Annotated in this window: 13 protein-coding genes; 11 read left to right on the top strand and 2 right to left on the bottom strand. The window is 61.9% G+C overall.

All coding sequences use genetic code 11. The annotated features are described in order from the left end of the window. Positions 1 to 5: 5 nt before the first annotated feature. The 8 genes from AAIS01_RS20640 to AAIS01_RS20605 all read left to right on the top strand — a co-directional run bounded on the left by AAIS01_RS20640 (position 6) and on the right by AAIS01_RS20605 (position 7051). A complete protein-coding gene (locus AAIS01_RS20640; protein WP_003179363.1) occupies positions 6 to 191 on the top strand; it encodes a Trm112 family protein in 186 nt (61 codons plus the stop codon). After that, entirely contained in the window at positions 188 to 952 is a 765-nt protein-coding gene (kdsB, locus tag AAIS01_RS20635; RefSeq protein ID WP_214913368.1) for a 3-deoxy-manno-octulosonate cytidylyltransferase, read from the top strand. The genes AAIS01_RS20640 and kdsB overlap by 4 nt, the downstream gene beginning before the upstream one ends. Further along, positions 952 to 1416: a low molecular weight protein-tyrosine-phosphatase gene (locus AAIS01_RS20630; RefSeq protein WP_343470488.1), complete on the top strand. Its 465-nt coding sequence runs from the start codon at positions 952 to 954 to the stop codon at positions 1414 to 1416. The genes kdsB and AAIS01_RS20630 overlap by 1 nt, the downstream gene beginning before the upstream one ends. Then, positions 1413 to 2432, top strand: coding sequence for a UDP-N-acetylmuramate dehydrogenase (gene murB / locus AAIS01_RS20625; protein ID WP_343470487.1), 1020 nt, complete (start codon positions 1413 to 1415; stop codon positions 2430 to 2432). Before AAIS01_RS20630 ends, murB begins: the two co-directional genes overlap by 4 nt. Positions 2433 to 2686: 254 nt before the next feature. Continuing rightward, positions 2687 to 3157 (top strand): (2Fe-2S)-binding protein, encoded by a 471-nt coding sequence (locus AAIS01_RS20620; RefSeq protein ID WP_047228187.1) that lies wholly within the window; start codon positions 2687 to 2689, stop codon positions 3155 to 3157. After that, positions 3154 to 5469, top strand: coding sequence for a xanthine dehydrogenase family protein molybdopterin-binding subunit (locus AAIS01_RS20615; protein WP_343470485.1), 2316 nt, complete (start codon positions 3154 to 3156; stop codon positions 5467 to 5469). Before AAIS01_RS20620 ends, AAIS01_RS20615 begins: the two co-directional genes overlap by 4 nt. After that, positions 5469 to 6440, top strand: a complete 972-nt coding sequence (locus AAIS01_RS20610; RefSeq protein WP_343470484.1) for an XdhC family protein — start codon at positions 5469 to 5471, stop codon at positions 6438 to 6440. The genes AAIS01_RS20615 and AAIS01_RS20610 overlap by 1 nt, the downstream gene beginning before the upstream one ends. Positions 6441 to 6460: 20 nt before the next feature. Further along, complete coding sequence (locus AAIS01_RS20605; RefSeq protein ID WP_343470483.1) at positions 6461 to 7051, top strand: nucleotidyltransferase family protein; 591 nt, start codon at positions 6461 to 6463, stop codon at positions 7049 to 7051. A 196-nt stretch (positions 7052 to 7247) separates the two neighbouring features. On the opposite strand, the gene rne is transcribed toward AAIS01_RS20605, so the two are convergent. After that, positions 7248 to 10451 carry a ribonuclease E gene (rne, locus tag AAIS01_RS20600; RefSeq protein ID WP_343470482.1) on the bottom strand — a complete coding sequence of 1068 codons (3204 nt, stop codon included), beginning with the start codon at positions 10449 to 10451 and terminating at the stop codon, positions 7248 to 7250. A 699-nt stretch (positions 10452 to 11150) separates the two neighbouring features. Between rne and rluC the strand changes: the two genes are divergently transcribed. Genes rluC through AAIS01_RS20585 form a run of 3 tightly spaced genes read left to right on the top strand, consistent with a single transcriptional unit; the run spans position 11151 to position 13770 of the window. Beyond that, positions 11151 to 12107 (top strand): 23S rRNA pseudouridine(955/2504/2580) synthase RluC, encoded by a 957-nt coding sequence (rluC, locus tag AAIS01_RS20595; protein ID WP_047228192.1) that lies wholly within the window; start codon positions 11151 to 11153, stop codon positions 12105 to 12107. Further along, positions 12097 to 12759, top strand: a complete 663-nt coding sequence (locus AAIS01_RS20590) for an HAD-IA family hydrolase (RefSeq protein WP_343470481.1) — start codon at positions 12097 to 12099, stop codon at positions 12757 to 12759. The genes rluC and AAIS01_RS20590 overlap by 11 nt, the downstream gene beginning before the upstream one ends. A 21-nt stretch (positions 12760 to 12780) precedes the next feature. Beyond that, positions 12781 to 13770 carry a S49 family peptidase gene (locus AAIS01_RS20585; RefSeq protein WP_343470480.1) on the top strand — a complete coding sequence of 330 codons (990 nt, stop codon included), beginning with the start codon at positions 12781 to 12783 and terminating at the stop codon, positions 13768 to 13770. Positions 13771 to 13846: 76 nt separating this feature from the next. Here AAIS01_RS20585 and AAIS01_RS20580 read toward each other — a convergent pair whose 3' ends face one another. Then, positions 13847 to 14425: a Maf family protein gene (locus AAIS01_RS20580; RefSeq protein WP_343470479.1), complete on the bottom strand. Its 579-nt coding sequence runs from the start codon at positions 14423 to 14425 to the stop codon at positions 13847 to 13849. Positions 14426 to 14521: the final 96 nt, after the last annotated feature.

Below are 14521 nucleotides of genomic sequence, written 5' to 3'. Positions count from 1 at the left end.
ATATCATGGACACCAAACTGCTCGACATTCTGGCTTGCCCGGTCTGCAAGGGTCCGCTCAAACTCAGCGCCGACAAAACCGAGCTGATCAGCAAAGGCGCCGGCCTGGCCTATCCGATTCGCGATGGCATCCCGGTGATGCTCGAAAGCGAGGCCCGTACCCTGACCACCGACGAGCGCCTGGATAAATGACCGCAGCCTTTACCGTTGTCATTCCGTCGCGCTTTGCCTCGACGCGCCTGCCTGGCAAGCCGTTGCTGTTGATCGCCGGCAAGCCGATGATCCAGCACGTATGGGAACAGGCTTGCAAAAGCAGCGCCCAGCGCGTGGTAGTGGCGACCGACGATGTACGCATCGTGGAGGCCTGCAAGGGCTTTGGCGCCGAAGTGGTGCTGACGCGCGAGGATCACAACTCCGGGACTGATCGTCTGGCCGAAGTCGCCGCCAAGCTGGGCCTGGAACCCGACGCCATCGTGGTCAATGTGCAGGGCGATGAACCGTTGATCCCGCCGAGTGTGATCGATCAGGTTGCAAACAATCTGGCAGCCCATCCCGAAGCGCGCATGGCCACCTTGGCCGAGCCGATCGAGGATGTGCAAACCCTGTTCAACCCCAACGTGGTCAAGGTCGTCAGCGATCTCAATGGCCTGGCGCTGACCTTCAGTCGTGCCACGTTGCCCTGGGCCCGGGATGCATTCGCGCAAAGTCGCGACGCGCTGCCGGACGGCGTGCCGTACCGCCGCCACATCGGTATCTACGCTTACCGCGCCGGTTTCCTCCAGGACTTCGTCGCCTGGGGCCCGTGCTGGCTGGAAAACACCGAGTCCCTGGAGCAATTGCGTGCCCTGTGGCACGGCGTGCGAATCCACGTCGCCGATGCGCTGATTGCTCCGCCGACCGGCGTCGACACCGTGGAAGATCTCGAGCGCGTTCGTCGCCTGCTGGAGGCCTGATGCGGGTTCTGTTTGTCTGCCTCGGCAACATCTGCCGATCACCCACCGCCGAAGGCATCCTGCGGCACAAGCTGCGCGAGGCCGGGCTGGCCGAACAGGTGGAAGTCGCCTCCGCCGGTACCGGTGACTGGCACGTGGGCAAGGCCCCGGACAAGCGCAGCCAGGCTGCGGCCCAGCGCCGCGGTTATGACCTGTCGGCCCAGCGTGCCCGCCAAGTCAGCCGGGCCGATTTCGCCACTTACGACCTGATCCTGGCGATGGACAGCAGCAACCTGCGCAATCTCAAAACCCTGCAACCGAGCAGTGGCAGGGCCGAGCTGGATCTGTTCCTGCGCCGTTACGAGGCTGAACTCGATGACGTGCCGGACCCGTACTACGACGGCGAACAGGGTTTCGAGCAAGTGCTGGACCTGATCGAGCGAGCCACCGACCGCCTGGTGATCGAATTGAAGGGTCGGCTATGACCTTGCAGGTACGGGCCGGCGTCAGCCTCAAGCCGTTCAACAGTTTTGGCGTAGACGTCAGCGCCCGGCTATTTGCCGAAGCTCACAACGATGCCGATGTTCGCGAGGCGCTGGCCTATGCCAGCGCCAATGACGTGCCGTTGCTGGTGATCGGTGGCGGCAGCAACCTGCTGCTGACCGGCGATATCAACGCGCTGGTGGTGCGCATGGCCAGCCAAGGGATTCGTCTGCTCAGCGATGATGGCGAGCGGGTGTTGATCGAAGCCGAAGCAGGGGAACCGTGGCACCCCTTTGTTCAGTACACGCTGGCCCAAGGCTGGTCGGGGCTGGAGAACCTCAGCCTGATCCCCGGTACGGTGGGGGCTGCGCCGATGCAAAACATCGGTGCCTACGGCGTGGAGATCAAGGATGTCTTCGCGGGCCTCACCGCCCTGGATCGCCAGACCGGTGAACAGCGCGATTTCACCCTCGAAGAATGCCGCTTCGCCTACCGCGACAGCCTGTTCAAGCAGCAAGCGGGTCGTTGGCTGATCCTGCGGGTGCGCTTTGCCCTCAGTCGCGTCGCGCCTCTGCACCTGGAGTACGGTCCGGTCCGCCAGCGGTTGACCGAACTGGGCATCGAGCAGGCGACTCCCTCGGATGTCAGCCGGGCCATCTGCAGCATTCGCAGTGAAAAGCTCCCGGACCCGGCCGTGCTGGGCAATGCTGGCAGTTTCTTCAAGAACCCGCTGGTGCCGGCTTCGCATGTCGCGCAACTCAAGCTGCAATACCCGGATCTGGTGGCTTATCCACAACCCGAAGGGCAGATGAAAATCGCCGCCGGTTGGCTGATCGAGCGCGCTGGCTGGAAGGGCTTTCGCGAAGGCGACGCCGGGGTGCATAAGTTGCAGGCGTTGGTGCTGGTCAACTACGGCTGCGCCACCGGTGCGCAACTGCTGGATCTGGCCCAGCGGATCCAGAAAGACATTGCCGAACGTTTTCAGGTCGATCTGGAAATGGAGCCCAATCGGTACTGAGCCGGCTTTCCCCGAGCGCCCTGCACAACTTCGCACAAGGATCATTTGTGCAGGATTGTGCAGGGCGTTTTGCTTAATCCTGGGTTAATTTAGTGGGCTAACGATGCGACCATCGCATTATTGAAGGCCCGGTGCAGACGCCTGCGTGTTTGCACAAGAGAGCCCATTAGCCTGAGTCAGTCTGCGCCAACCGAACCGTTGCCCAAACGGCAGATTGCTCGACCCCATCACTCGATCACTGTGCGGGCGTGCCCATGATTACTCTGAAACTCAATGGAAAAGATCACCAACTGGATGTGACCGAGGACATGCCGCTGCTTTGGGCTATCCGCGATGTGGCCGGTTACAACGGCACCAAATTCGGCTGCGGCATGGGCCTGTGCGGTGCCTGCACCATTCACATCGACGGCGCGCCGGCGCGCAGTTGCATCACCCCGATTGGCTCGGTGAAAGGCCAGAACGTCACTACCATCGATGCGCTTCACGTCGACCCGGTCGGGCAAATTGTCCAGAAGGCCTGGCTCGATACCGCCGTGGCCCAATGCGGCTATTGCCAGGGCGGGCAGATCATGTCCGCGACCGCCTTGCTCAAGACCAATCCCAACCCGAGCGATGAGCAGATCGAAGAGGCCATGGTCGGCAACATCTGCCGCTGCGGCACTTATAACCGGATCAAAACGGCGATCCGCCAGGCTTCCACCCACCTGAAGGAGGCCAAGGCATGAGCCGCTTGCCCAATGATTTTGTGCTGAGCAACATCAGCCGGCGTGGTTTCCTCAAAGGCGCGAGTGCCACTGGGGTGTTGGTGCTGGCCGCCAGTTGGGGCCTGCCGGACGCCTTTGCCGAGGACAAGAAATTCGGCGGTGAGGGCATGCCCAATGGTGTGATCGACGACCCGAAGGTGTACGTGAGCATCGCCGCCGATGGCAGCGTGACGGTGATCTGCAACCGTTCGGAAATGGGTCAGGGCGTGCGCACCAGCCTGACCATGGTGGTGGCCGATGAACTGGACGCTGACTGGGCGCAGGTCAAGGTGCTGCAGGCGCCGGCTGATGAGGTGCGCTTCGGCAACCAGGACACCGACGGTTCGCGCAGCATGCGCCACTGGTACGAGCCAATGCGTCGTTGCGGGGCTGCCGCCCGGACCATGCTGGAACTGGCCGCCGCTGCCCAGTGGAATGTCCCGGCGAGTGAGTGTCGTGCCCAATTGCACAAAGTCGTGCACCAACCTTCCGGTCGGGAACTGGGCTATGGCGCTTTGGCCGCCGCGGCCAGTGCCTTGCCAGTTCCCGCCCGTGACAGCCTGCGCCTCAAGCAACCTTCGGAATTTCGCTACATCGGCAAGGAATCGAGCCGGGCCATCGATGGCGAAGATGTGGTCAACGGTCGTGCCGTGTTCGGTGCCGATGTACATTTCGATGGCATGCTCTATGCCGTCGTAGCTCGCCCGCCCGTCTATGGTGGCAAGGTCAAGAGCGTGGACAGCAGCGCGGCGCTGAAAGTACCGGGCGTGGTCAAGGTGCTGCAGATCGAAGAACGTCCGCTGCCCTCCGAGTTCCAGCCGCTGGGCGGCGTGGCGGTCGTGGCGAAAAACACCTGGGCGGCGATCAAGGGCCGCGAAGCGCTGAAAATCGAGTGGGATGACGGCCCGAATGCCGGTTATGACTCCGTCGCCTATCGCAAGGAACTGGAAGCCGCTGCTCTCAAGCCCGGGAAAGTCTTGCGCAACACTGGCGACCTCGACGACGCGTTGGCCAAGGCCGAATCGACCCTGGAGGCGTCCTATTACCTGCCACACCTGTCTCAGTCGCCGATGGAGCCGATGGTCGCCGTCGCGCGGTTCAAGGATGGCCAGTGCGAAGCCTGGGCACCGAGCCAGGCGCCGCAGGTCACCCGTGAACGTGTCGCCGAACGATTGGGGATCCCTTTCGACAAGGTCACGGTACACATCACGCTGCTGGGTGGCGGTTTCGGGCGCAAGTCCAAGCCCGATTTTGTCCTCGAGGCGGCCGTGTTGGCCAAGGAGTTTCCAGGCCAGGCGGTGCGGGTGCAGTGGACTCGCGAAGATGACATCCATCATTCGTATTTCCACACCGTATCGGCCGAATACCTCAAGGCTGGCCTGAACCAGGACGGGATGCCGTCCGGCTGGCTGCATCGCACCGTAGCCCCGACCATTACCGCACTGTTTGCACCGGGCATGACCCACGAAGCGCCGTTCGAAGTGGGCATGGGCTTGACCAACATGGCCTACGCAATTCCCAACATGCGCCTGGAGAACCCTGAAGCGGTGGCCCATACGAGGGTTGGCTGGTACCGCTCGGTGTCGAACATTCCCCACGGTTTTGCGATTCAGAGTTTCATCGACGAATTGGCCCACAAGGCCGGCCAGGATCCACTGGCGTATCACGTCAAATTGCTTGGCCCGGACCGTAAGATCGATCCCCGCACCTTGAATGAAGAATGGAACTACGGCGAATCCCCCGAGCGTTATCCCATCGATACGGCGCGGATCCGTACCGTGCTGGAAACCGCCGCCAAGGCCGCCGGTTGGGGCCGAAAACTGCCCAAGGGCCGTGGCCTGGGATTGGCGGTGCATTACAGCTTCGTCACCTATGTGGCGGCAGCGCTTGAGGTGGAGGTCAAGGACGATGGTACGTTGATCGTGCACAAGGCCGACATTGCCGTGGACTGCGGCCCGCAGATCAACCCCGAGCGTATCCGTTCACAGTTCGAAGGTGCTTGCGTCATGGGCCTGGGCAATGCGGTGGTGGGGGAGATCAGCTTCAAGGACGGCAAGGTCCAGCAAGACAACTTCCACATGTACGAAGTGGCGCGCATGTCCCTGGCACCCAAGGAGGTCGCGGTGCACTTGGTCACGCCGCCGGGCGAGGTGCCGTTGGGCGGTGTGGGTGAACCGGGTGTGCCGCCGATTGCGCCGGCGCTGTGCAACGCGATTTTCGCCGCCACCGGCAAGCGCATCCGCGAGCTGCCCGTGCGTTATCAGTTGCAGGGCTGGCAGCAGGCCAAAGCCTGATGGACAGCGTTGATCTGAATGTCCTGCGCAGCGTGCTTGAGTGGCGCCGCGCCGGGCAACGGGTGGTGTTGTTCACCGTGGTCCAGACCTGGGGCACGGCACCAAGGCCTCCGGGGGCGATGCTGGCCCTGCGGGAGGACGGCGTGGTGATTGGTTCGGTATCGGGCGGTTGTGTCGAGGATGACCTGATCGCCCGGCTGCATGACGGGCGTATTCCGGCGGACGGTCCGCCGGTGCAGCTCATCACCTACGGCGTGACTCGTGAGGAGGCGGCGCGCTTCGGTCTGCCGTGCGGCGGCACCTTGCGCCTGACCGAAGAACGGGTGGGGGATCCGCAATGGGTCGCGCAACTGCTGGAGCGTTGCGAAGCCCATGAAATTGTCGCCCGTGAACTGACGCTCGCCAGCGGCAGCGTGGCGCTGACAACGGCCAGCAAAACCGACGCCTTGGTGTTCGATGGCCAAGTCCTACGGGCCATCTATGGCCCACGTTGGCGGCTTTTACTGATCGGTGCCGGGCAGCTGTCGCGTTACGTGGCGGAAATGGCCCGGCTGTTGGACTTTGAAGTGCTGATCTGCGATCCGCGCAAAGAGTTTGTCTACGGTTGGGAAGAGCAGCATGGTCGCTTCGTTTCCGGTATGCCCGACGAAGCGGTGTTGAGCATCCAGACCGACGAGCGCACGGCCATTGTCGCTCTGACCCATGATCCACGATTGGACGACATGGCGTTGCTCACGGCCCTGGACTCCAAGGCGTTTTACGTCGGGGCCCTGGGCTCTCGGGTGAACAGCCAGAAGCGCCGGGATAACCTGGCTCAGCTAGGCTTGTCAGCACAGGCTATCGAGCGCTTGCATGGGCCGATCGGATTGCACATCGGCAGCCATACGCCGGCGGAAATTGCCTTGTCGTTGCTGGCCGAAATCGTGGCGATCAAGAATGGCGTCGAGTTGCGTCAGAAAAAGCCGTTGTAATCAGCGGGCGAGGAGGAGGGATGTCTGAATCGATTGGCGTGATCATTCTCGCGGCAGGATCGGGCAGCCGTTTCCGTCAGGTTGCGGGCCCGGGCAAGGATAAGTTGTTGGCCGATTGTACGGGGCGTGACGGCGCTGTCCGGTCAGTCATCGAGCAGGTGCTGGTGAATTTGCCCGCAGCCCTGGAAAAACGCGTGCTGGTGACGAGCAAGGACCGTCCACAGGCTATTCGCATGGCCCAGGCCTACGGTTGCGACTTCGTGGAACTGGACTCGCCTGGCCTGGGTGACAGCATCGCCGCGGGTGTCCAGGCCTGCCCGGACCGTGCTGGCTGGCTGATCGTCCTGGGTGATATGCCGTTCATCCTGCCGTCGAGCATCGAGCAGGTGGTGGCGCAGATCAGCGAGGATGGCATCAGTGTGCCGGTCCTGGCGGGTGAATATGGACATCCGGTTGGATTCGGGCGCTCGCTCGGGCCGAAGTTGATGGCGTTGACCGGAGATCGTGGCGCCAGGACGCTGTTTGCCGGGACGCATGTGGCTGAGGTAACCGTGGATGATCCTGGTGTGCTCTGGGATGTGGACGTACCAGAAGCACTGATCTTCAAATAACAGCTGACGCGGATTCCTGTGGGAGCGGGCTTGCTCGCGAAAGCATTGGGTCAGCTTGCATCAATGTTGACTGTGCTACCGCATTCGCGAGCAAGCCCGCTCCCACAGAATCCCAACACTTATGTGGATAAGTCTGAAGACATAAAAAAGCCCCGCCTGGCGTCAACCAGGCGGGGCTTTTTACTGGGCGATGGAATCAGGCGTGAGGTTTTGGCTCGTGCTCTTTTTCCAGTGCTTCAGTGTGGCGAGGTTCGACTTCTTCAGCGGAGTGCTGAGGTTCGTCGATCACCGGAGCCGCTTCAATGGCAGCGGGTTCATCTGTGGTTTCAGCGACCGGGGCAGGGCTTGCCTCGACGGCTTCGTTCACGGATGTGGGCTCGGCGGCAGGCGCTTGAGCGGCGGCAGCGGCAGCTTGTTCGGCTTCCTTCTGCAGGCGCTCAGCTTCACGCTTGCGACGACGCACTTCACGCGGATCGTTCGGCGCACGACCGTTGGGGGTCAGGGCGCTGGCAGGTGCAGGCGCCTCCACCTCTACCGGGGCTGGGGCTTCGGCAACCACAGGCTGGACCACTGGAGCTGGCTCGACCACTGCCGGTTCGACTGCTTTCACCGTCTCTGCTGCCGGTTCGGCCTCAGCGACTGGGGCGGCTGGCTCGGCGTGCCAGTTGAACGCGGTCTGCTCTTCGCGAACCGGCTCCGGGGCTTTCTCCTCGGCTGCAGGCTCGACCACAGGTTCAGGTTCAGCGGCAACCACAGGTTGCTCGATGACCGGTGCAGGCTCGGAAACTGCTTCTGCCTGAGGCTCGGCTTCGCGAACCGGTGCAACTTCCACTTCTGGTGAAGCAGTCATGACGACCGGGGTAGTGGCTTCGACCACAGGCGCTTCAACCGGCGCGTTTTCCACCACGGCGGTAGCGCGTTCGGCCTGTTCGTGAGCCTCGGCTTCAGCGGGGGCGCTGATCGAGCTGCTGGCAACCGCAGCGGTGACGGCCAGGCCGGCAGCCAGGTCGGCAGCACTTGGCGCTTCGGTGTTCTCGGTGGATTCGGATGCTTCCGAACCTTCGATCACATTGCCGTTGGCGTCGCGTTGACGCTCACGACGGTTACTGCGGCGACGCTGACCGCGGGAGCGGCGGCGTGGACGATCGCCTTCGGCGTTGTCCTGACCGTCTTCCTGCAGTTGCTCTTCGTTGTTCAGCACTTCCTCTTCGCTGGCAGCGGCAGCCTGCTCGGCGCGGGGTTGACGCTCTTCACGTGGCGGACGCGGTGCGCGTTCTTCGCGAGGCTGACGGGCCGGACGCTCTTCAGTGGTGGCGGCAGCAACGGCGGGTGCGGCATCCAGCGGTTCGCGCAGCTCGCGAACACGTTCTTCACGCTCGCCACGTGGCTTGCGATCTTCACGCGGTGCACGCGGTTGGCGCTCTTCGCGCGGCGGACGCGGCGCGCGTTCTTCGCGGGCTACGGCTGGCGCTTCCTCACGGGCTTCGCGAGGCTGGCGTTCTTCACGTGGCTCACGTGGCGCGCGCTCTTCACGCGGTGCGCGTTCTTCGCGTGGTTTGCGCTCTTCGTCACGACGACCGTTGCGGTTGCGGGTCTGCTGACGACCATTGCGACGTTCTTCGTTGCGGGCTGGACGCTCGGTAGTCGCTGGCTTGGTGACAACGGTCGGCGCAGCCGGCTCTTCCTTGGTGGCAAATAGGCTGACCAGGGATTTCACCAGGCCTTTGAACAGGCTGGGTTCAGGTGCGGTGGCAGGTGCCGGTGCCGGCGCGGCTGCTTCGGTCGGAACCGGTGCATTGGCGCGGGCTGGAGCCGTCTTGACCGCGGCTTCCTGGCGAACCAGGGTGCGAGTTGCGGCAGCCGGCTGGACTTCTTCCACTTCGGCAGCGGCAGCAGCGATTTCGTAGCTGGACTGATTGGTGTGGGCTTCCGGGCTGTCGTCACGCAGGCGCTGCACTTCGAAGTGCGGCGTCTCGAGGTGATCGTTCGGCAGGATGACGATACGGGCGCGGGTGCGCAGTTCGATCTTGGTGATCGAGTTGCGTTTTTCGTTGAGCAGGAACGCAGCCACCGGGATCGGCACCTGGGCGCGAACTTCGGCGGTGCGGTCTTTCAGGGCTTCTTCTTCGATCAGGCGCAGGATCGCCAGGGACAGCGACTCGACGTCACGGATGATGCCGGTGCCGTTGCAACGCGGGCAGACGATGCCGCTGCTCTCGCCCAGGGAAGGACGCAGGCGCTGACGGGACATTTCCAGCAGGCCGAAGCGCGAGATGCGACCGACCTGTACGCGAGCACGGTCGGCTTCCAGGCACTCACGGACCTTTTCTTCCACGGCGCGCTGATTCTTGGCCGGGGTCATGTCGATGAAGTCGATGACGATCAGGCCGCCGATGTCGCGCAGGCGCAACTGCCGGGCGATTTCTTCGGCGGCTTCAAGGTTGGTCTGCAGGGCGGTTTCTTCGATGTCGCTGCCTTTGGTGGCGCGCGCCGAGTTGATGTCGATGGACACCAGGGCCTCGGTCGGATCGATGACGATGGAGCCGCCGGACGGCAGTTCGACGACGCGCTGGAACGCGGTCTCGATCTGGCTTTCGATCTGGAAACGGTTGAACAGCGGAACGCTGTCTTCGTAAAGCTTGATCTTGCTGGCGTACTGCGGCATGACCTGGCGGATGAAGGTCAGGGCTTCGTCCTGGGCTTCAACGCTGTCGATCAGCACTTCGCCGATGTCCTGGCGCAGGTAGTCGCGGATCGCACGGATGATGACGTTGCTTTCCTGGTAGATCAGGAACGGCGCGGAGCGATCCAGCGAGGCTTCCTTGATGGCGGTCCACAGTTGCAGCAGGTAATCGAGGTCCCACTGCATTTCTTCGCTGCTGCGGCCAAGGCCGGCGGTGCGAACGATCAGACCCATGTCAGCCGGGGCAACCAGGCCGTTGAGGGCTTCGCGCAGTTCATTGCGCTCTTCGCCTTCGATGCGGCGGGAGATGCCACCGGCGCGAGGGTTGTTCGGCATCAGGACCAGATAACGGCCCGCCAGGCTGATGAAGGTGGTCAGGGCTGCGCCCTTGTTGCCACGTTCTTCTTTTTCGACCTGGACGATGACTTCCTGGCCTTCGCTCAGGACGTCCTTGATGTTGACGCGGCCTTCAGGAGCCTTCTTGAAGTATTCGCGGGAGATTTCTTTGAGGGGCAGGAAGCCGTGGCGCTCGGAGCCGAAATCGACAAAGGCAGCCTCAAGGCTTGGTTCGATGCGAGTAATCCGGCCTTTATAGATGTTGGCCTTCTTCTGCTCGCGTGCACCGGATTCGATATCCAGGTCGTAGAGGCGCTGGCCGTCTACCAGTGCAACACGCAACTCTTCGGGTTGAGTTGCGTTAATCAGCATTCTTTTCATGTAGTACCGTCGGTTTCCGGGCTGCCGGAAACGGCGTTCGGCACACACGACTTCTCACGGTCGGTGTCAGGTGCGTCATGGAAGTGGCCGGGCCATTCCAGTGTCCAGCGAGTTCGACCCAATGATGGCGAAGTCGCGACGGACGCGTCCTGCTTGCTGGCTGTTCAAGCACTCAGTCAGGAGGAGGAATCAACCGGCGCCTGTGGACGAGATGAAGCGTCTAAATATAAGCCTAGTGCTACACAGTCCGACGGTTGTACATCTCCACCCTACACGTATCCCTGATAATCGGGTGCTGCCGCGCGCAGAATCCGCAGCGGGTTGGCATTTACCGTGAGCTCCGAAAGGGGAGGTCACGCATCATGGCTAATTTAGGCGTTGTTTCCGAAGCTCTCGCTCGGGGTCGTCTACCGGTGACTGCACTTTGTGAACTGGCCGTGAATGTGGCGCGCAAGGCGAGTCAAAACTCTGCTTTGCCGCGTATTTCAGGCCTCATGTCACCTGCGCTCGTTACACCTGCAAACTCTGCCGTTAACTAGCAAAAGCCCCGTAGGACGGCCTCTCGTCCTCGTGAATTGCGTTGGTCAGGGCCGGTTTTTGACCGTTAGTCCGCTGTCCAGCCGCTTTTGGCGGCGTTCGCGACTATAGCAGCAATGATTAAGTGCTTCAATTCCATAAAAAATTGTTATCATCGCCGCCATGACGACTACTGCCCCTTCGACCCCTGGCGTTCAACTGCTCGAGGTCTCGCCGGAATATGCCGGCCAACGAATCGATAACTTCCTTCTAGCCCGACTCAAAGGCGTGCCCAAGACCTTGATCTATCGCATTTTGCGCAAGGGTGAAGTGCGGGTGAACAAAGGTCGGATCAAGCCCGAGTACAAGCTTCAGGCGGGCGATATCGTGCGCGTGCCGCCGGTTCGCGTGCCCGAGCGCGATGAGCCTGTGCCCCTGGCCCAAGGCCTGTTGCAGCGCCTGGAGGCCTCGATCGTCTTCGAAGACAAGGCGCTGATTGTGCTCAACAAGCCCGCGGGCATTGCGGTTCACGGCGGCAGCGGCCTGAATTTCGGCGTGATCGAGGCCTTTCGTCAGTTGCGCCCCGACGCCAAGGAGCTGGAGCTGGTCCATCGCCTGGATCGCGACACCTCCGGCCTGTTGATGATCGCCAAGAAGCGCAGCATGTTGCGGCACTTGCATGAGCAATTGCGTGGTGATGGCGTCGACAAACGCTACATGGCGCTGGTGCGAGGGCGTTGGGATACGTCCATCAAGCAAGTCCGTGCGCCGTTGCTCAAGAGCAACCTGCGTTCTGGCGAGCGCATGGTGGAGGTCAACGAAGAAGGCAAGGAAGCCCTGACGGTGTTTAAGGTGCTGCGCCGCTTCGGTGATTTCGCCACCATGGTCGAGGCCAAGCCGGTGACCGGTCGCACCCACCAGATTCGCGTCCACACCCTGCATGCCGGGCATTGCATCGCCGGCGACAGCAAGTACGGTGACGACGATTTCACCCGGGAAATCCGCGATCTGGGTGGCAAGCGCCTGTTTCTCCATGCCTATATGTTGACCGTGCCGTTGCCCGATGGCGGCGAGCTGAAATTGCAGGCCCCGGTGGATGAAATGTGGGCCAAGACCGTGGAGCGGTTGAGTGCATCCTGAATACAAGCTGCTGATCTTCGATTGGGATGGCACTCTGGCGAACTCCATCGGTCGGATCGTGGAGGCAATGCATGCCGCCTCTGATCGTGCGGGTTTTGCCAGGTGTGATGATTTTGCCGTGAAGGGCATCATCGGCCTGGGCTTGCCGGAAGCGATCCGTAGTCTGTACCCGGACATCAGTGACCCTGAGTTGCTGGTTTTTCGCCAGTATTACGCTGATCACTACATTGCGCTGGAGGCTGAGCCTTCGCCGTTGTTTGACGGTGTGGTAGACACGCTTGAAGCCTTGAGGGGCGAGGGGTATCGCCTGGCTGTCGCCACCGGCAAGGCGCGTCGCGGGCTGGATCGGGTGCTGAAATCCCATGGTTGGGACGATTATTTCGATATCACCCGGGCTGCGGACGAAACGGCGAGTAAGCCGCATCCGCTGATGCTCGAGCAAATCCTGGCTCACTGCGGCATGCAGCCGGAGCAGGCGTTGATGGTGGGGGATAGCTCGTTCGACCTGCAGATGGCGCGTAACGCTGGCATGGGGTCGGTCGCGGTGAGCTACGGCGCGCAGACGATCGCGGCGCTGCAGGCCTTCGAGCCGCGGCTGGCGATCGACCATTTTCCTGAATTGCACGCCTGGCTGAGCCGGCGGGCCAATTAAGTTTTTGCTGGGGATACTTGCATGACCGACGAATGGAAGGCACCGGCCAAGGCGAGCGCCGAGAACGGTGACGACAAAAGCTGGAAGCTGTTAGAGAAGACCTTGCTGGCCGGTGTGCAGGAGCAACGTCGTTCCCGACGCTGGGGCATTTTCTTCAAGCTGCTGACGTTCGTTTATCTCTTTGTTGCCTTGTTGCTGTTCACGCCCCTGTTCGACATGGAAAAAAGTGCAGTACGGGGTTCTGCGTACACCGCGTTGATCGATATCGAGGGCATGATTGCCGATAAGGAGCCAGCCAGTGCGGACAATATCGTCGGTAGCCTGCGGGCTGCCTTCGAGGATCCCAAGGTCAAGGGTGTCATCTTGCGCATCAACAGTCCGGGTGGCAGTCCGGTGCAGTCGGGCTATGTGTATGACGAGATTGTCCGGTTGCGTGCGTTGCACCCGAACACCAAGGTCTACGCGGTCATTTCCGATCTGGGGGCTTCCGGTGCTTACTACATTGCCAGCGCGGCCGATCAGATCTATGCCGACAAAGCGAGCCTGGTGGGCTCCATTGGCGTGACGGCGGCCGGCTATGGTTTCGTCGGAACGATGGAAAAACTGGGCGTGGAGCGCCGGGTGTACACCTCTGGGGAGCACAAGTCGTTCCTTGATCCGTTCCAGCCACAAAAGCCTGAAGAAACCGCGTTTTGGCAGGGCGTGCTCGACACGACCCACAAGCAATTCATTGCCAGCGTCAAGAAGGGGCGGGGTGAGCGGCTTAAAGACAAGGAGCATCCCGAGCTGTTCTCTGGGCTCGTCTGGTCTGGGGAGCAGGCCTTGCCTTTGGGCTTGATTGATGGCCTGGGCAGCGCCAGTTCGGTGGCGCGGGACGTGATTGGTGAAAAAGAGCTGGTGGACTTCACCATCGAAGAATCGCCGTTTGATCGCTTCTCGAAGAAGCTGGGGGCGAGCATTGCCGAGCATCTGGCGATGTGGATGGGATTCCAGGGGCCGACGTTGCGCTGATTGCCCTGAAAGATCGCACTGATCCTTGTGGCGAGAGAGCAAGCTCCCTCGCCACAGGTGTGTGCAGGCCCGGGCTTCAGGGGACTTGCACGCCCTCTGCCAGCAACATATCCACAAGGCGAATCAGTGGCAGGCCGATCAGGCTGGTGGCGTCCGATCCTTCCGTGCTCTGGAACAGGCTCACGCCAAGCCCTTCGGCCTTGAAGCTGCCCGCGCAGTCATAAGGTTGCTCGGCCAGCAGGTAGCGTTCGATGCGCGCCGGGTCCAGCGTGCGCATGTGAACGGTAAACGGAACACAATCGACCTGGCAGGCACCGGTCTGGCTGTTAAGTACGGCCAGGCCGGTCAGAAAGCTGACCCGGGCGCCGCTGGCGGCCAGCAGCTGTTCGCGGGCGTTCTCGAACGTATGGGGTTTGCCCAGGATTTGCTCGCCGAGCACGGCCACCTGGTCCGAGCCGATGATCAGGTGGCCCGGATGGCTGTCTGCCAGGGCCAAGGCTTTTTCTCGGGCCAGGCGTTTTACCAGGTCGAGTGCCGGCTCGTCAGGCCGACGGCTTTCATCGATGTCCGGTGAGCTGCAGACGAACGGTAGCCCCAGGCGGGCAAGCAATTGTCGACGGTACACTGAGCTTGAGGCGAGTAATAAAGGCAGCATGGGCATCTCCAAAAGGCAGGGGCGGATTCTAGCGAGGCGCGCAAGTGACGGACAGGGCTGAATTTCCTTTGACATGGCCGGGTGCATCCCTATAAT

Source organism: Pseudomonas halotolerans (assembly GCF_039581215.1).
Taxonomy (GTDB): Bacteria; Pseudomonadota; Gammaproteobacteria; order Pseudomonadales; family Pseudomonadaceae; genus Aquipseudomonas; species Aquipseudomonas tehranensis.
This window is presented reverse-complemented; position numbering and strand designations above follow the sequence as displayed.